At 73.5% G+C, this 16,074-nt stretch carries 18 protein-coding genes; 13 read left to right on the top strand and 5 right to left on the bottom strand.

From position 1 onward, the window contains the following. Window positions 1-194 precede the first annotated feature (194 nt). Together ctaD and ACFV7Q_RS02110 are read left to right on the top strand one after the other, a co-directional pair. The gene (ctaD, locus tag ACFV7Q_RS02115) at window positions 195-1,889 is read left to right on the top strand and encodes a cytochrome c oxidase subunit I (protein WP_385422597.1); all 1,695 of its coding nucleotides are present in this window, start codon (window positions 195-197) and stop codon (window positions 1,887-1,889) included. Then, window positions 1,879-2,268: a cytochrome c oxidase subunit 4 gene (locus tag ACFV7Q_RS02110; protein WP_385422595.1), complete on the top strand. Its 390-nt coding sequence runs from the start codon at window positions 1,879-1,881 to the stop codon at window positions 2,266-2,268. The genes ctaD and ACFV7Q_RS02110 overlap by 11 nt, the downstream gene beginning before the upstream one ends. 45 nt (window positions 2,269-2,313) lie before the next feature. On the opposite strand, the gene ACFV7Q_RS02105 is transcribed toward ACFV7Q_RS02110, so the two are convergent. Next, window positions 2,314-4,011, bottom strand: coding sequence for a cytochrome bc complex cytochrome b subunit (locus ACFV7Q_RS02105; RefSeq protein ID WP_385422593.1), 1,698 nt, complete (start codon window positions 4,009-4,011; stop codon window positions 2,314-2,316). A 258-nt stretch (window positions 4,012-4,269) separates the two neighbouring features. On the opposite strand from ACFV7Q_RS02105, the gene ACFV7Q_RS02100 reads away from it, so the two are divergent. Both ACFV7Q_RS02100 and ACFV7Q_RS02095 read left to right on the top strand, forming a co-directional pair. Then, on the top strand, window positions 4,270-5,067 hold the full coding sequence (locus ACFV7Q_RS02100; protein WP_385422591.1) for a VOC family protein: 798 nt from the start codon (window positions 4,270-4,272) through the stop codon (window positions 5,065-5,067). Between the two features lie 55 nt (window positions 5,068-5,122). Beyond that, entirely contained in the window at window positions 5,123-6,031 is a 909-nt protein-coding gene (locus ACFV7Q_RS02095; protein WP_385422590.1) for a tellurite resistance/C4-dicarboxylate transporter family protein, read from the top strand. On the opposite strand, the gene ACFV7Q_RS02090 is transcribed toward ACFV7Q_RS02095, so the two are convergent. Then, window positions 6,009-6,782, bottom strand: coding sequence for a YoaK family protein (locus ACFV7Q_RS02090; RefSeq protein ID WP_385422588.1), 774 nt, complete (start codon window positions 6,780-6,782; stop codon window positions 6,009-6,011). The genes ACFV7Q_RS02095 and ACFV7Q_RS02090 overlap by 23 nt on opposite strands. On the opposite strand from ACFV7Q_RS02090, the gene ACFV7Q_RS02085 reads away from it, so the two are divergent. The 4 genes from ACFV7Q_RS02085 to ACFV7Q_RS02070 all read left to right on the top strand — a co-directional run bounded on the left by ACFV7Q_RS02085 (window position 6,781) and on the right by ACFV7Q_RS02070 (window position 9,874). Further along, window positions 6,781-7,215 carry a VOC family protein gene (locus tag ACFV7Q_RS02085; RefSeq protein WP_385422586.1) on the top strand — a complete coding sequence of 145 codons (435 nt, stop codon included), beginning with the start codon at window positions 6,781-6,783 and terminating at the stop codon, window positions 7,213-7,215. The genes ACFV7Q_RS02090 and ACFV7Q_RS02085 overlap by 2 nt on opposite strands. 118 nt (window positions 7,216-7,333) lie before the next feature. After that, a complete protein-coding gene (locus tag ACFV7Q_RS02080; RefSeq protein ID WP_385422584.1) occupies window positions 7,334-8,548 on the top strand; it encodes an RNA ligase in 1,215 nt (404 codons plus the stop codon). A gap of 3 nt (window positions 8,549-8,551) precedes the next feature. Continuing rightward, window positions 8,552-9,493 (top strand): AAA family ATPase, encoded by a 942-nt coding sequence (locus tag ACFV7Q_RS02075; protein ID WP_385422583.1) that lies wholly within the window; start codon window positions 8,552-8,554, stop codon window positions 9,491-9,493. Window positions 9,494-9,514: 21 nt separating this feature from the next. Beyond that, window positions 9,515-9,874 (top strand): NTP pyrophosphohydrolase, encoded by a 360-nt coding sequence (locus tag ACFV7Q_RS02070; protein ID WP_385422581.1) that lies wholly within the window; start codon window positions 9,515-9,517, stop codon window positions 9,872-9,874. A 24-nt stretch (window positions 9,875-9,898) separates the two neighbouring features. On the opposite strand, the gene ACFV7Q_RS02065 is transcribed toward ACFV7Q_RS02070, so the two are convergent. Further along, window positions 9,899-10,543 carry a hypothetical protein gene (locus tag ACFV7Q_RS02065; RefSeq protein ID WP_385422579.1) on the bottom strand — a complete coding sequence of 215 codons (645 nt, stop codon included), beginning with the start codon at window positions 10,541-10,543 and terminating at the stop codon, window positions 9,899-9,901. Window positions 10,544-10,798: 255 nt separating this feature from the next. On the opposite strand from ACFV7Q_RS02065, the gene ACFV7Q_RS02060 reads away from it, so the two are divergent. The 5 genes from ACFV7Q_RS02060 (at window position 10,799) to ACFV7Q_RS02040 (ending at window position 14,724) form a co-directional block, all read left to right on the top strand. Next, a complete protein-coding gene (locus tag ACFV7Q_RS02060; RefSeq protein WP_385422577.1) occupies window positions 10,799-11,173 on the top strand; it encodes a YbjQ family protein in 375 nt (124 codons plus the stop codon). 68 nt (window positions 11,174-11,241) lie between these two features. Beyond that, a complete protein-coding gene (locus ACFV7Q_RS02055) occupies window positions 11,242-12,828 on the top strand; it encodes a glycosyltransferase family 2 protein (protein WP_385422575.1) in 1,587 nt (528 codons plus the stop codon). Between the two features lie 146 nt (window positions 12,829-12,974). Then, window positions 12,975-13,448, top strand: a complete 474-nt coding sequence (locus ACFV7Q_RS02050; RefSeq protein WP_385422573.1) for an LAETG motif-containing sortase-dependent surface protein — start codon at window positions 12,975-12,977, stop codon at window positions 13,446-13,448. A gap of 8 nt (window positions 13,449-13,456) precedes the next feature. Continuing rightward, on the top strand, window positions 13,457-14,176 hold the full coding sequence (locus tag ACFV7Q_RS02045; RefSeq protein WP_385422571.1) for an RNA polymerase sigma factor: 720 nt from the start codon (window positions 13,457-13,459) through the stop codon (window positions 14,174-14,176). Then, window positions 14,173-14,724, top strand: coding sequence for a hypothetical protein (locus tag ACFV7Q_RS02040; RefSeq protein ID WP_385422569.1), 552 nt, complete (start codon window positions 14,173-14,175; stop codon window positions 14,722-14,724). Before ACFV7Q_RS02045 ends, ACFV7Q_RS02040 begins: the two co-directional genes overlap by 4 nt. A 25-nt stretch (window positions 14,725-14,749) precedes the next feature. Here the strand turns inward: ACFV7Q_RS02040 and ACFV7Q_RS02035 are convergent, their stop codons facing one another. Next, on the bottom strand, window positions 14,750-15,463 hold the full coding sequence (locus tag ACFV7Q_RS02035; protein WP_385422567.1) for a ribonuclease H: 714 nt from the start codon (window positions 15,461-15,463) through the stop codon (window positions 14,750-14,752). 7 nt (window positions 15,464-15,470) lie between these two features. After that, window positions 15,471-15,950, bottom strand: coding sequence for a MarR family winged helix-turn-helix transcriptional regulator (locus ACFV7Q_RS02030; RefSeq protein WP_385422565.1), 480 nt, complete (start codon window positions 15,948-15,950; stop codon window positions 15,471-15,473). Between the last annotated feature and the right edge of the window lie 124 nt (window positions 15,951-16,074).

Here is a 16,074-nt window from a genome sequence, read left to right as displayed (position 1 = left end):
CCCGGCCCGCCCCGTCGGCAACCCGGCTGCCCGCGTCGGCGGCCCCGCCCGCCCGTCGGCGCCCGGCAGGCCGGTCCGACCGGGCCACTTTGCGGCGCGCCGCCGCGCGGCCGCGCCCCCGCAGCCTGTAGCAGAGGGGGTACCGGTACGGCGGCCGCCGGGCCGCGGTGCGGCGGCGAGGCTCGGGAGGCCGGATGACGTCAGTGGACCCCTCACCCCACGGGGCCCCGTCCTCCGTACCCGAGGGGTACGCCCGGCCTGCGGCCGGACAGCGCACCGAACGGCGCATCGGCCAGGGCGCGGCGCTGCTGCGCTGGCTGTCGACCACCGACCACAAGGTGATCGGCAACCTCTACCTCGTGACGGCCTTCGCCTTCTTCCTGTTCGCCGGGGTCCTGGCCCTGCTCATGCGGGCCGAACTCGCCCGCCCCGGCAACCAGATCTTCTCGAACCAGCAGTACAACGAGCTGTTCACGGTGCACGGCACCGTGATGATGCTGCTGTTCGCCACCCCGACCTTCACCGGCTTCGCCAACGCGGTCATGCCGCTGCAGATCGGCGCGCCCGACGTGGCCTTCCCCCGGCTGAACGCGTTCACCTACTGGGTGTACCTCTTCGGCGGCCTGATGGTCGTGTCGGGGTTCCTCACCGAGCAAGGAGCGGCCGCGTTCGGCTGGTTCGCGTACGCCCCGCTCAACGGGGGCGTGTACTCGCCCGGTCCCGGGTCGGACCTGTGGGTGATGGGGCTGGTGGTGTCCGGTGTGAGCACCATCCTCGGCGCGGTCAACTTCATCACCACCATCGTCTGCCTGCGCGCGCCCGGGATGACCCTGTTCCGCATGCCGATCTTCACCTGGAACGTGCTGTTCACGTCGATCCTGGCGCTGCTGGCCTTTCCCGTGCTCGCCGCCGCCCTGCTGGCCCTCGAAGCGGACCGGAAGCTCGGCGCGCACGTCTTCGACGCGGCCTACGGCGGCGCCCTGCTGTGGCAGCACCTCTTCTGGTTCTTCGGTCACCCGGAGGTCTACATCGTGGCCCTGCCCTTCTTCGGGGTGGTTACCGAGATCCTGCCCGTCTTCAGCCGGAAGCCCATGTTCGGCTACGCCGCCCTGATCGGCGCCACCATCGCCATCACCGGCCTGTCCGCGACGGTGTGGGCACACCACATGTTCGCCACGGGCGCGGTGCTGCTGCCGTTCTTCGCCCTCCTGTCCTTCCTGATCGCCGTACCGACGGGGGTGAAGTTCTTCAACTGGATCGGCACCATGTGGAGAGGGTCGCTCTCCTTCGAGACCCCGATGCTGTGGTCGGTGGGCTTCCTCGTCACCTTTCTCCTCGGCGGGCTGACGGGCGTCCTCGTGGCCTCACCGCCGCTGGACTTCCATCTGACCGACAGCTACTTCGTCGTCGCCCACCTGCACTACGTCCTGTTCGGCACGATCGTCTTCGCGACCTTCGCCGGCTTCTACTTCTGGTGGCCCAAGCTCACCGGCCGGATGCTGGACGAGCGGCTCGGCCGGATCCACTTCTGGACCCTCTTCGTCGGCTTCCAGACCACCTTCCTCGTCCAACACTGGCTCGGCGAGGCCGGCATGCCCCGCCGGTACGCCGACTACCTGGCCGGGGACGGGTTCACGGTCCTCAACACGATCTCCAGCATCGGCGCTTTCCTGCTGGGGCTGTCCACCCTCCCGTTCCTCTACAACGTCTGGCGGACGCAGACCAGTGGCGCGCGGGTGACCGTGGACGACCCGTGGGGATGGGGGCGTTCGCTCGAATGGGCGACCAGCTGTCCGCCGCCCCGGCACAACTTCCACACCCTGCCGCGCATCCGCTCCGAATCCCCGGCCTTCGACCTGCACCACCCGGAGGTCACCCGTGAAAGGTGAGGCCTGGCTGTTCACCGGGACCGCCCTGTTCTTCGCGGTCACCATGGCCGTCTACGCCTGGTTCTCGGGGGAGCCGGCCGGAACCGCCGCCCTGGCCGTGTCGTTCCTCATGTCGGCCCTCATCGCAGCCTTCCTGTGGCGGCAGCACCGGCGCGGTGGCAGCCGGCCGGAGGACCGGCACACGGCCGAGGTGCGGGAAGCGGGCGGGCGGCGCGCGTTCTTCCCGGGCCGTACCTACCTCCCCGTCACGGCGGCCGCGGGCAGCGCCCTGATCGGCCTGGGTGTGGTCCAGGGGCTGTGGTTGTGCCTGATCGGGTTCGGCATCCTGCTCCCCGCGGTGGTCGGCTTCGCCTTCCGCACCCTCGACCACCCGCAGTAGCAGGGCGGGTGGCGGGCCCGGGGCCGCGGGGCGGCCCCGGGCTGCTCAGCCCCCGTCCGCGGGCGGCCGCCGGTCCGGGCCCGCCAGGGCGTCCTCGACCCGGGTCCGCTGCTCCTCGGTCACCGGATAGCGGACCCGGTCGGCGTAGTACCAGGCGGACAGCGCTGACCGCGCACGCCCCACCAGGCGCCGCAGCCGGCCCGCACCGACCGCCGGCTCCGGGCCCGCCGCCAGGGGCTGCGGCCTCTCCCGGACGAGGATCTCGTAGCGCTCGTCGGCCGACAGCGCCCGGTGCTGCGGGTGGAAGCCGCCCTCCACCCCCTGGACCACCAGCCCCGACTCGGCGCCCCCGGCCAACTCCGCGGCCTCCCGGGCCTGCAGCGCCAGGCACAGCCGCCTGGTGGTCCAGAACGCGACCGCCGGCAGCACGAAGAACGCCGCCCGCAGCGTCCAGGTCACCGCGGCGACCGGCACGTCGAAGACGAACGCCGCGATGTCCTGGCCGCCCGCGACGAGCAGCACCCCGTAGCCGGACAGGGCCCCGACCGCCAGCCCGGTGCGCACCGGCCGGTCGCGCGGCCGGTCGCACAGGTGCCGCTCGCCCGGCCCGGGCGTGATCCAGCGGTCGAAGAACGGGTACGCGTACAGCACCGCGAACAGCAGCCCCGGCAGGACCACCGCCGTGAGCAGGGGGTTCCAGTTCACCGTGTGGCCCCAGAGACGGGTCTCCACGCCCGGCATCAGCCGCAGCGACCCCTCCAGGAAGCCGATGTACCAGTCCGGCTGGGAGCCCGTGGAGACCAGGTCCGGCCGGTAGGGGCCGTACACCCAGATCGGATTGACCTGCGCGACACCCCCGAGGACCGCGACCACACCGGCCACGGCGAGCAACAGCCCGCCGGACTTGGCCACGTAGTTCGGGAAGAACGGGAGGCCGACGACGTTGCGGCCGGTCCTGCCGCGCCCGGCCCACTGGGTGTGCTTCAGTGCGAAGACCAGCAGCACGTGGACGCTGACCAGGGCGAGCAGCAGGCCCGGGACGAGCAGGACGTGCAGCGCGTACAGCCGCGGCACGATGTCGTCACCGGGGAACTCGCCGCCGAAGACCAGCATGCTCAGGTACGTGCCGACGACCGGGACCGACAGCGTGATCCCCTGGGCGATCCGCAGACCGGTGCCCGACAGCAGGTCGTCGGGGAGCGAGTAGCCGGCGAACCCCTCCAGCAGGGCCAGCAGGAAGAGGGTGACGCCGATCGTCCAGTTGAGCTCGCGCGGCCTGCGGAAGGCACCCGTGAGGAAGACCCGCAGCATGTGGACCCCGATCGCGGCGACGAACACGATCGCCGCCCAGTGGTGCATCTGGCGGACCAGCAGCCCGCCCCGCAGGTCGAAGCTGATCGTCAACGTGGAGGCGAACGCCCGGCTCATCAGCACGCCCTGCAGCGGCTCGTACGAGCCCCGGTAGACCTCCTCGGCCATCGACGGATCGAAGAAGAAGGTGAGGTACACCCCGGTCAGCAGCAGCACCACGAAGCTGTAGAGGGCGATCTCGCCCAGCAGGAACGACCAGTGGTCGGGGAAGACCTTGCGCAGCACCGAGCGGGTGAGCTCCGCCAGCGGCAACCGCGCGTCCAGCCACTCCGCCCCGCGTACCGCCGAGCGCCCCGCCCCGGTCCTGAGCCCCGCCCCCGGCTCGCGCCCCGCTCCGGCCTTCCGTCCTGTCGTCCGCGTCGACGCCGGCACCGGCTGCACCTCCTGTCGGATCCCTCGCCGTCGCAGGGAGGGGGAGGAGAGGGCCGGGCGAGCCGCCCGGAGTGGCCACAACGCTACAGAAAGTGGTCAACGCGGATCAATTCAGACACGGTGCTCCCGTCAGAGGCGCATCATGGTGGTATCAGCACCGGACGGCCGCGCGGACGGCCACTGCCGTACCGCCGTGCCCGACGTGCGGGCCGCCTCACCCGACGCGAGGATGGGCGGGACAAGGACGGAGCGTGAGTCGTGGAGATTTCTACGAGAGAGGTCTTCGGCGCCCCGTGCTGGGTGAGCCTGATGGCCCGCGACCTGCAGCGGTCACAGGATTTCTACGGCGCGGTCCTCGGCTGGAAGTTCCGGCCCACCCGCTCGGGCGACGCGTTCACGATCGCCGAGCTGGAGGGCGTCGCCGTCGCCGGCATCGGGGCCCTGGCCGGGGACCTGGCCGGCGCGCCGACCTGGACGCCGTACTTCGCCGTCGACGACGCCGACGTGGCCACGGACCGGATCCGCGAGCGCAGCGGCACGATCGCGGTCGGCCCCGTCACCTTCGCCGGCGGCGGCCGGGGCGCCGTCGCGGCCGACCGGGACGGCGCGGTCTTCGGCGTCTGGGAGGGCCGGGTCTCGGCCGAATGGCGCGTGGGCCGCGGCCGGGCACCGGCCTGGCTCGAACTGCGCACCCGTGACGCCTTCGAGTCCGCGATGTTCTACGGCGAGGTACTGGAGTGGGCCACCGGCCGCGTCGGGTGCTGCGAGGTCTCGTACGAGGACGACCAGGTGGTGCTGCGACAGGCGGGTGAGCCCGTCGCCCGGCTGAACGGCGGACTGGGCCCCGACGCCGCCTCGCACGCCCCCGAGTCCAGACCCCGCTGGCACGTCTACTTCGGCGTCGCGGACCTCGACGAGGCCATCGACGCGGCCATCGCGGCCGGCGGGACGACCCTGTCGACGATCGTCTCCTGCGCCACCGAGCGCTGGGTCACCATACGAGACCCCGAGGGGGCCATGCTCACCCTCACGGCCGCCCGGGCCCAGGACGGCTGACCCGGGTGGCCCGAGCGCGGGCGGAGCGGCTACGCTCCCTGCCCGGCCCCGCCCGATGATGGAACTGCGCCCGGCCGCGGGCGGCGCCGTCATGGCGCCCGGCATCCTCTCCGTCGGCCTGCACCTGATCGGCCGGGAGGCGCCCTCCCTGGCAGCCCTGGCCGTCGCCGGGGTGCTCCGGCTGCTCTTCGCGTCCGCCTTCGCCTGCCGGCTGATCCGCGACCGGCCGCGGTTCCGGGCCGCCGCCCACACCCCGGCGGCGCTGACCGCAGTGGCCGCCACCTGCGTGCTCGGCTCCCGGATCTCGATGCTGGGCCGCCAGACCGCTGCAGCCGTCCTGCTGGCGACCGCCACGGCACTGTGGCCCTGGCTGACCATCGGCGTCGTACGGCACTGGAAGCGGCAGATGCCCGGGGCCGTGTTCCTGGTCTGCGTGGCCACCCAGGGGCTCGCCGTCCTGGCCGCGACCCTGACCCTCGCGGGCATGGGCGACTGGCTCGCCCCGGGCGCCCTGGGCGCCTTCTGCCCCGGCCTGCTGTTCTACGGGCAGGCTTTGGCCCGGTTCGACCTGCGCGAGGTGGTGCGCGGCGCCGGCGACCACTGGGTGGCGGGCGGCGCGCTGGCCATTTCGGCCCTGGCCGCGTCGAAGCTCATCGCGGTGCCCTGGACCGACCCGTGGCACACGGCGCTGCGCTGGGCCGCCCTGGTCACCCTCACGCTGGCCCTGATCTGGTACGTGCTCCTGCTGGCCGCCGAACTGCGCAGTTGGCGGCCCCACTACGACGTCCGGCGCTGGGCGACCGTGTTCCCGCTCGGCATGACGGCCACCGCATGCCTGTCGGCGGCCGGTCCGACGGGTACGGCAGGGCTCTTCGGCCTGGGCGAGGTGCTGCTGTGGGTCGCCGTGGGCGCATGGCTGCTCACCCTCGTCGTGTTCGCCGTCACCCGTCACGGCGCCCGTTGACCGGACCTGCCGAACCGCCGTCCGGACCGTCTGTCGGTACGCCCGCCGCTCCGCCTGCCAGCGCGATCCCCGCGAGCAGGGCGATCGTCAGCGCCAGGGCGGCCCACGGGCCGTGGCGCAGCGTCAGCAGTCCGCCCGACAGCGCCCCGCAGAACAGTGCCCCGAGCGACACCAGCCGGCGCCGCGCGGCCGGACCCCACCGGTCCGCGGCCAGCCCCGTCAGCGTCCGGGTGACGACGGTGGTCGTCAGATCGGGCAAGGCCAGCCGGTGCACGACGGCGTTCTGCACACCCATGGCGAGGGCGAGCAGCCCCACCGACGGCAGCGGTCCCGCCCCGGCCGAGGACACTGCGAGCGCGCCCGCCACCAATACGGCCTGCACCGCCACCAGCGGCCCGAACAGCCGCGCGGCCGGACGGTCGCGGCGCATCCGCCCGGCCGTCGCCGCCCCGGCCGCGAAGGCGGCGAGCGCCATCAGGGAGGCGGCCGCCGACAACTGCCGGTCGCCGGCGAGCGCGAAGCCGAGCAGGGCCACGTTGCCGGTCATATTGGCCACGAACACCCGGTCGAAGCCCACGAAGCCCACCGCGTCGACCAGCCCGCTCACGAACGTCAGCCCGACCAGCAGCGGCGGCAGAGCCCCGTGCGCACCGCCCCCGCCGCCGTCCCGCGGCGGGAACAACAGCTCGGCCAGCGCCCTGAGCATCCGTTCCACGGCGTTGTCAGTGCCCCTCGGTAGGGTCGGGTCCATGGCCTACACATTCCAGGTGACCATCGACAGCGCCGACCCGCACGTCCTCGCGGACTGGTGGGCGGAAGCCCTCGGTTGGGAAGTCGAGCCGACCGACGAGGCATTCATCCGCCGGACCGTGGCGGCGGGGCACGCCGCCGAGGACGACACCACCACCCACCGCGGCAGGCTCGTCTGGAGGACCGGCGCCGCCATCCGCCATCCCGAGGGCACCGAGCGCGCGCCCCGCGTCATCTTCCAGCTCGTCCCCGAGCCGAAGACCGTGAAGAACCGCGTCCACCTCGACGTCCGCACCGGTTCCGACGACCCGGCGGCCGTGGTCGAGCGCCTCCTCGCCAAGGGCGCCACGTTCCTCCACGACGGCCGCCAGGGCCCCTTCACCTGGACCACCCTCGCCGACCCGGAGGGCAACGAACTCTGCGTGTCCACCTGAGCGCAGCCCGCGGCCGGCGCGGAACCTCGGCCTCCGCGCCCCGCGACCAGCGGTAATTCGGTACCGGGCACTCCCTCCCGCAGTCGAGAATGAGACATCTCGAAACGGGAGGGACCCCATGGGCCACAGCCAGGCCTACCTGACTCTGAACGACCTGATGCCCCGGCAGGAGCTGGCGGCAGCCATCGACGCCGGACACGTCAGCCGCAAGACGCACCCCGAACTGCCGCTGTCCATCTACACGTACACCCGGACGGCACAGTACGAGCGGGTCTGGAACCAGGTGACCGTCCGTTGCCGCGGACTGGTCGCCGACGACACCACCGGTGCCGTCGTCGCCCTGCCGCTGCCGAAGTTCTTCAACGTCGGCGAGCACGAGTCCGGACAGCCCTACGCCCCGGCCCTGCCCGACGAGCCGTTCGAGGTGTACGAGAAGGTCGACGGCAGCCTCGCGGTGGTCTTCCACTACGCGGGCGCGTGGCGGGTCGCGTCCAAGGGCTCGTTCATCAGCACGCAGGCGGTCTGGGCACAGCGCCGCCTCGACGGTCGCGACACCTCGGCCCTCGTGCCCGGCACGACCTACCTCGCCGAGATCCTGTACCCGCAGAACCGTATCGTCGTCGACTACGGTGACCGTCGCGACCTGGTGCTCCTCGCCGCATTCGGCCCCGACGGCACCGAGGTCCCCCTCGGCGAGGCCGCCGGCCACTGGGAGGGGATCGGATCGGTCGTCACCCTGTGGCCCGCCATGCCGATCGAGGAGCTCGTCGCGCTGACCGAGGCGAGCACGATGCCCGGCGGACGCCCCGCCACCGGCACCGACGCCGAAGGGTTCGTGCTGCGCTTCGCCTCCGGCGTGCGGGCGAAGGCCAAGCTTTCCGAGTACGTGCGCCTGCACAAGGTGCTGACCGGCGTCACGGAGCGGGACATCTGGCGCAGCCACGGCATCCAGCGGTTCGCCGACCTGCCCGGCAAGCAGGTCGCGCAGGCGCTGGGCTGCACCCTCGCCGAGGTCGAGGCCTCCGGCGGAAAGCCGCTGGACGCGCTGCTGGAACAGGTGCCGGACGAGTTCGACGCCTGGGTGCGCCAGGTCATCGCACGCCTGGAGGACGAGGCGGCACGGCGCGAGCAGGCCGTCGACGAGGCCTTCGCGCAGCTGGCGCACCTCGCCCCCGACCGCGGCGCCTTCGCCCGCGCCGCGAAGGAACTGCCCGACGGCGGGATCCGCGCGGCGGTGTTCCTGCGTCTCGACGACCGTCCGACCGATCTCGTCGTGTGGCGCCACGTGCGGCCGCAGGCGTCCGACCCGTTCACGACCGATGAGGAGAACTGACCCGTGTCCGCACGACCCGAAGAGCCCGTCCGACCCGTCGTCCACGTCATGACGGGGCTGCCGGCGTCGGGGAAGACCACCGCCGCACGTGCCCTCCAGACCGAGGCCGCGGGCCGGATGCGCCGCGTCAACCTCGACGACCTGCGCACCATGCTCGACATACCGGACCCCGAGCGGGGCCGCTCGTACCGCCACGAGCAGACCGTCCTGGCCGTCCAGGACGCGGCGGTCAGCGCCGCCGTCGAGGACGGCTTCGACGTCGTCGTCGACAACACCCACCTGACCTCGCACATCCCCAAGAGGCTCAAGGCCGCGGTCGCCGGCCGGGCCACCTTCGTGGTGCACGACTTCACCCACGTACCGGTGGAGGAGTGCCTGCGCCGTGACGCCGGGCGCGAACGGCCGGTGGGCGAGGAAATCATCCGGATCCTCGCCGACAAGCACACCAAGGCACGCAAGGGCGGCTGGCGGCTCACCGCCGAATGGCTGAACGACACGCCGTCCGTGCAGCCGTACGTGGCCGACCCCTCCCTGCCCCCGGCGGTGATGTGCGACATCGACGGCACACTCGCGCTCACCGGCGACCGCAACCCGTACGACTTCTCGCGCTGCGAGATCGACGAGCTGAACGAGCCGGTGCGCTTCGCGCTGGACGCCTTCCGGCGCGCCGAGGGCGACACCATCGTGCTGCTGTCCGGGCGCGGCGAGGAGCACCGCCCGCAGACCGAGGCGTGGCTCGCCCGCCACGGGGTGCCGTACGACGAGCTGTGGATGCGCCCGGCCGGCGACACGCGCCGCGACGACGTCGTGAAGGCCGAACTGTTCGACGCGCACGTGCGGCACCGGTACGCGGTGCGGGTGTCGCTGGACGACCGGGACCGGGTGGTCGCGGTCTGGCGCCGGATGGGCCTGCCCACCTGGCAGGTCAACTACGGCGACTTCTAGCCCGCCGCCCATACTGGGACCGTGAGCGTGCTGATCGTGGACGGTGCCAACGTCGTCGGGTCCGTCCCGGACGGCTGGTGGCGCGACCGGCGGGGCGCGGCCGAGCGGCTGCGCGACCGGCTGGCGGAGCGCGACCCGGTGGCGGGCGAGGAGGTCGTCCTCGTCGTCGAAGGTGCCGCCCGGGGGGTCGGGTCCGTGCCCGGAGTGCGGGTGGACTCGGCGCCCGGCAGCGGCGACGACCGGATCGTGGAGCTGGTGGCGTCCTTCGCGGACAGCGGGCGTGACTGCACCGTGGTCACGGCGGACCGGGAACTGCGGGCCCGGGTCCGGGCGTACGGAGCGCAGTGCGTGGGGCCGCGCGCCGTACGCCCGGAGGACTGACCGTAGGTCGCGGGACCGTGCGGGTCAGTCGCAGGAGCCCACCCGGTCCAGGTTCTTCACGTAGCGGGCGGAGACCCACGCCTTGTGGCTCTCCTTGCCGCTGTTCGCCCGCTTGGCGGACACGGCCGCCTCCTCGTCGGAGTCCTCCGCGAGCTCGTCGTCGACGTCTTCCTCGGCGCCTTCCTCGGGGGCCTCCTCTTCTTCGGCCTCCCCCTCGTCGAGGTCCTCCTGCCCGGCCTGCTCCTCGTCCTGGTCGACCTCCTCCTTCTCTTCCTCCTTCTTGTCGTCCTTCTCGTCCTCGTCCTTCTGGCCGTTGTGGGAGTCCTCGTGCTCCTCCACCAGCAGGCGGTACCAGATGTCGTTGCCGTCGACCCCCTGGCCGTGCACCTTGCACAGGATCGCGACCTTGCGGCCCGACCCGACCTCGCCGACGGAGCGCGAGTCGGCCGTCGGCAGGCTCCTGACCTTCAGCGAGCCGCGTGAGACGACCTTGCCGACGGTGTAGTGCCGGCCGAGGTGCTTCCCCGACGACCCGTTCTCCGGCTCGACGAGGTGGAGATCGCGCGACGACGAGCCGTTGCCGTCCGCGGCGGCAGCACCCGCACCGCCAAAGCCGAGCACCAGGCTTCCGGCGGCGAGAGCGAGGACGGTCCTGGTGGGCTTCAGCATGTGCAGGCTCCTCTGCGAAGGCATCCGCCCGGCCGCGATGCGCCGCGGTCCGGAGCGGCGACCGGACGGTCGCCAGGGACGACTATGACGAGGGCGCACCGCACCGCCCCGCCGGCTCACCGCCGTTTCGCCTGAAATGCCCAATTCGTATCGCTCTGGTGTACGTGAATTGGTGTCCGCTCCAGCCAGTGCCCTGACACCCGGTCGGCCGCCCTGCGGATGCGCGGCCCAGGGCCCGCCGCCACAGTGGGGGCCATGGGTATCGACGAGTACACCGGCGGCCCCGCGGCCCAGCAGACCGGAGTCCTGGTCGTGACGACCAACGACGCCCCCGGATACCGGGTTGACCGGGTGATCGGGGAGGTCTTCGGGCTCACCGTCCGCTCGCGCCACCTGGGCAGCCAGATCGGCGCCGGCCTGAAGTCGATGATCGGCGGCGAGCTGAAGGGCCTGACCAAGACCCTGGTCGAGACCCGCAACCAGGCCATGGAACGGCTCATCGAAGGGGCCAAGGCCCGCGGCGCGAACGCCGTGCTCATGATGCGGTTCGACGTGACCGAGGCCGCCGACGTGGGAACCGAGGTGTGCGCGTACGGCACGGCCGTCGTCCTCGTGCCGACCGACTCCTAGCAGCGCCCCGCCGCCGTGGCCGGGTCCCGGCTGCGGGAGCAGTACGCGGCGAACCCTATGCTCGGGGCATGTACCACCAGTTCGTGCCCGACGTGTCCGTGATCATCGCCGTGTACAACGCGATGCCGTACCTGACCGAATGCCTCGAATCGGTCATGGCGCAGACGCTCGGGCCCGCCCGCCTGGAGGTCATCGCGGTCGACGACGGCTCGACCGACGGCAGCGGTGCCGAACTCGACCGCTTCGCGGCACGCCACCCGCAGATCCGCGTCCTGCACCAGCCGAACTCCGGCGGCCCCGGCGGACCGCGCAACCGCGCCCTCGACCTGGCCCGCGGGCGGTACGTCTTCTTCGCCGACGCCGACGACATGCTGGGTCCCGAGGCCCTCCAGCGGCTGCTCGCCATGGCCGACACCCAGGGCAGCGACCTCGTCCTCGCCCGGCAGGTCGGCCTCGGCCGGACCGTCTCCGAGAAGGCCCACAAGCACGCCCCCGAGGCCGACCTCTACACCTCGGAGGTCTACCGTTCGCTGCACTCGGCCAAGCTGATGCGCCGCAAGACCATCGAGGACGCTCAGCTGCGCTACCCGGAGGACCTCTGGTACGGCGAGGACCAGATCTTCGTCACCTCGGTCTTCCTGGCCGCCGGGAAGATATCCGTGGTCGGCGACTACGACTGCTACTACCTGCGCCGCCGCGACGACGGCGGCAACCTCACCTCGCGCACCCGCACCGCCCACGAGACCGTCGCCCACATCGAACGCGTCATGGCGCTCGTCGCCGACCGCGTGCAGGACCCGGTGGGACGGCGCCGGATGCTCGGCCGCCACTTCCGCAGCCTGTTGCGCACCGCCCTGCGTCCGGCCGTCGCGGCCCGGCACACCGACCCCGCGTACACGGCCGAGGTCTACACGCGGGCGCGGACGCTGGTGGAGACGTACTGGACCCCCGACATGGGCGGCGAACTGCCGCGGATCGACTGGATCCGGCTCTACGCCTTCGCCTGCGGCCCCCTCCCCGCGTTCGAGCAACTGGTGGAGTACGACCCGGCACAGGAGCCGGCGCCGCGGGAGATCGTCGAGAACGGCCGCGTCTACCGCTGCTACCCCCTCTTCCGGGATCCCACCGCACGCCTGCCCGACGTGCTGTTCGACGTGACCGGTCACCTGAAGGCCCAGCACCAGCTGGCGTCGATGACCTGGCAGGGCCGCCGGGTACGGCTGACCGGGCACGCCTACATCCAGAGCCTCGGCACCGACCGCATGGACAGCCGACTCGTCCTGCGCGAGCGGGAGACGGGCCGAGAGTACGCGGTGCCCGCCGCCCCGTGCCCGGCCCCCGAGCTCGCCGAGCACGATCCGGAGCTGGACATGGCGGGGTTCCTGGCGGAGCTCGACCTGGCCACCGTGGCGGCCGGAGAGCCCCTCCCGCCGGGCCTGTGGGACTGCTTCCTGAGCGTGCGCGCGGACGGGGTGGCACGCACCGTCCGGCTGGGCCGCCGACACGCGCCCGACCTGGACCGGACCGCCCGCCGGCCCAAGGTCCTGGCCCGCGAGGCGGGAGGGGCCACCGAGCTCGCGGCCGCACCCTTCTTCACCACGTACGGCAACCTCAGCTTCGAGGTCGTCCGCCGGATCCCGCTGTCGGCGGGGTGAACCGGGGCGCTCCCGGGCCCCGTGCCGCCCGATCCGAAGTCCGCAGGAATTTTTCTGACGAGGGCGGCAACCTCGCCGGGGGTCGCGCGTCGTGCGGGGGTGAAGGGCGTCAATCCGCGTCCTCGCCCCGACCGTGGAGAACCACCGTGACCAACCCCAAGCGCGTTCTCGTGCCCGCCCGCTCCCCGCTGCTCCGTGCGGCCGCAGCCGCCGTCGTGGCCGCGGGGGCGGCGGCCGCCCTCGCCGGGCCGGCGTCCGCCGCGCCCGCGGCTTCGGCCACGCCGTCGCCCGCGCCCACCGCGACGCGGAGCGTGCCGCCGAGCGCCGTGCCCAGCACGGCTCCGAGCGCCGTGCCGAGCGCACCGCCGAGCACCGCCCCCGGCGGCCGGCCGACGCCCTCGGTCAGCGTCCCCCCGACGGCCGTGCCGAGCACCGCCCCGAGCGCCGCCCCGAGCGTGCCGCCGGGCGGGACGCCGACCGCGACCCCCTCGCCCGCCGGGAGCGAGCTCGCGCAGACCGGGTCCTCCGCGGCCACCGTCGCCCTGGGAGCCGGAGCCGCCATACTCCTGGCCGCAGGGGGCGGGACCCTGTACGCCGTCCGGCGCCGCGCCAACGGCTGAGGACCTCCGTGCTCCACCTCGCACCGCCGGTACCCCTCGCACGGCCCCTCGCGCCCGGCCTCGGCCGGGTGTGGCGGGGCCTGCGGGCGTGGGCGCTGCGCCATGACCGGCCCGCCCCCGCCGCCGCCCCCGCCCCGGCCGTCCCGCCGCCCGCCGCCGCACCGCCGTACGGGCCCGGGCTCGCGTACCGGGGCGGGCGGTCCGCGTTCGAGGGCACTTGGGCCGACCCCGGCGATCCGCCGCGGCCGACGGTCTCAGAGCTCTACCACGCCCACCGGCTGTCGATGGTCCGCCTGGCCGTCCTGCTCGTCGACGACCTGGCCACCGCCGAGGACGTGGTGCAGGACGCCTTCACGGCCCTGTACCGCCGCCACGGAGAGGACATCGCCGAGGTCGACAATGCACTGGGCTACTTGCGCACGGCCGTGGTGAACACCTCCCGGTCCGTTCTGCGCCGCAGGCGCACCGCCCGTGCCTGGACCCCGCCCGCGGTGCACGACCTGCCGTCCGCGGAGGAGCACGTGGTCCTCGACGAGGCCCACCGCGAGGTCCTGGCCGCGCTCGCCCGACTGACCCCGCGCCGCCGGCAGGTCCTGGTGCTGCGCTACTGGGCCGACCTGAGCGAAGCGGAGATCGCCGCCACCCTCGGGATCAGCCGGGGCGCGGTGAAGTCCAACGCGAGCCGCGCCCTGGACGCGCTGGAACGGATTCTGGAGGGACGCATATGACGTACGGCGAGCGCCCCGTCGGGGCCACGGGCGACCGTCCGGGCGAAAGACCGGTCGAGCGCAGGCTGCGCGCCGCCCTCGACGCCCGGGCGGCCTCGATCACCGTCCGCGGGCTGCGCCCCGCGGCTCCACCGGGGCCGCACACCAGGCGGCCGGCCCCCCTGGTGTGGCTGCGGTCGCGGCGCTGGGCGGTGCCGCTGGCGGGACTGGCCGCGGCGGCCGCAGCCGTGGCCGGGTACGCCGTCCTGGCTCCGGACGCGCCGCCCGCCCGCCCGGTGCCGCCGGCCGCGCCGCCCGACCCGGGTTCCCCCGGCCCGGGGCCGGGCCCGTCCGGCAGCCCGGCCCCGTCGGCGGTGCCGTCGCCCCCGGCCACGGGGCGGGGGACCCGGTCGACGCCGTCGCCGGGCGCTTCGGCGGGCCCGTCGGGGACGCGGTCGGCACTCCCGCCCACCCCTTCGCGGTCCGCGGCCCCGCCGGTGCCGTCGGCGACCCCGGTGCAGTCCTCGCCGTTCCGCACCCCGGGCCCCAGCGCCAGCAGTACCGGCTAGTGCTCTGCCAGAGCACCAGCCGGCCTCAGTCCGCAGTGCCGGCCGGGCCGGAGGCGGTGGCGCAGGCGAGGTGTCCCCAACGGGCGCCGACCTTGGCGATGGTCTCGCCGGAGGCATAGGGCTTCCCGCAGGGGCAGCTGCCGGGGAACTTCGCCTTGACGGAGGCGCGGCCGCGGCCGCCTGCCGCCGCCTTCTTCGCCGGGCTGCCGGAGGGCCGGCGGGCGGGGGCGGGGGCGGCGCGGCCGGGATCAGGTACGGGCAGCTCGGTGCTACCGAGCGCCGTGCCCGCGGCCTCCTGGGAGACCGCGGCGTCGCTGGCGGCCTGGTCGGCGATGGCGTTGAGCCGGTCGCCGTCGGTGCGGTGGGCGGGGACGTAGCGGAACTCCACGTCCCGCTCCGCCAGCAAGCCGTCGATGCGCTCGACGAGTTCCCGGTTGGCCACCGGCTTGCCCGCCGCGGTCTTCCACCCGTTGCGCTTCCAGGCGGGGAGCCACTGGGTGACGGCCTTCATCGCGTACTGCGAGTCCATCCGCACCTCGACGGCCGTCCCCGGGGCGAGCGCCTCCAGCAGCCGCTGCAGGGCGGTCAGTTCGCCCACGTTGTTGGTGGCCCGGCCCAGCGGGCCCGCCTCCCAGCGCTCCGGGCGGCCCTCGGCGTCGGCGATGACCCACGCCCATCCGGCCGGCCCGGGATTGCCCTTCGCCGCCCCGTCGCAGGCGGCAATGATCCGTTCAGACATCCCTCGATCATGCCCCACCGAGGGAGGCGCCCGTGCCGGGCCGTACGTTTTCCACGGCAGCCACCAGCGGGGCGAGCTCGGGCTTGAGCCTGGCCTCGTCCAGGGCCTCGCGCAGCGCGGTGTCGTTGGTCGGCCGGGCCGCTGCCAGCAGGGCCAGCCCGGCGTCGCTCACATCGGTGTAGATGCCGCGCCGGTCGGTGTCGCAGAGGTAGCGGCTGAGCAGGCCGCGGTCCTCCAGCCGGCTGACGAGCCGGGTGGTGGCGCTCTGGCTGAGGACCACCGCGTCGGCGACCTGGTTCATCCGCAGGTGGCCGCCCGGCCCGTTGTGCTGGCGGCTGAGCACGTCGAGCAGCGAGTACTCGCGGACGCTCAGTCCGTGGTCGGCCTGCAGGGCCCGTTCGATGTGCGCCTCGATCCGCCCGTGCAGCAGGGAGAGGGCGCACCAGCCCTGGGAGAGGGCGGTCAGCGCGCTGTCCGTGGCCGTCATGGGCTCCTCCTTGCGATTGCCCGGTGCGGGCCGGTTCCCCGTACGGGTACCTCCAGGATAGGCGACGTGCGAAATAGCCCGCGCTTGCAAATATCCCGCGTCTGCAATTAATGTGGACGCAGGC

The sequence above is a fragment of the Streptomyces sp. NPDC059851 genome (assembly GCF_042732005.1).
Taxonomy (GTDB): Bacteria; Actinomycetota; Actinomycetes; order Streptomycetales; family Streptomycetaceae; genus Streptomyces.
This window is presented reverse-complemented; position numbering and strand designations above follow the sequence as displayed.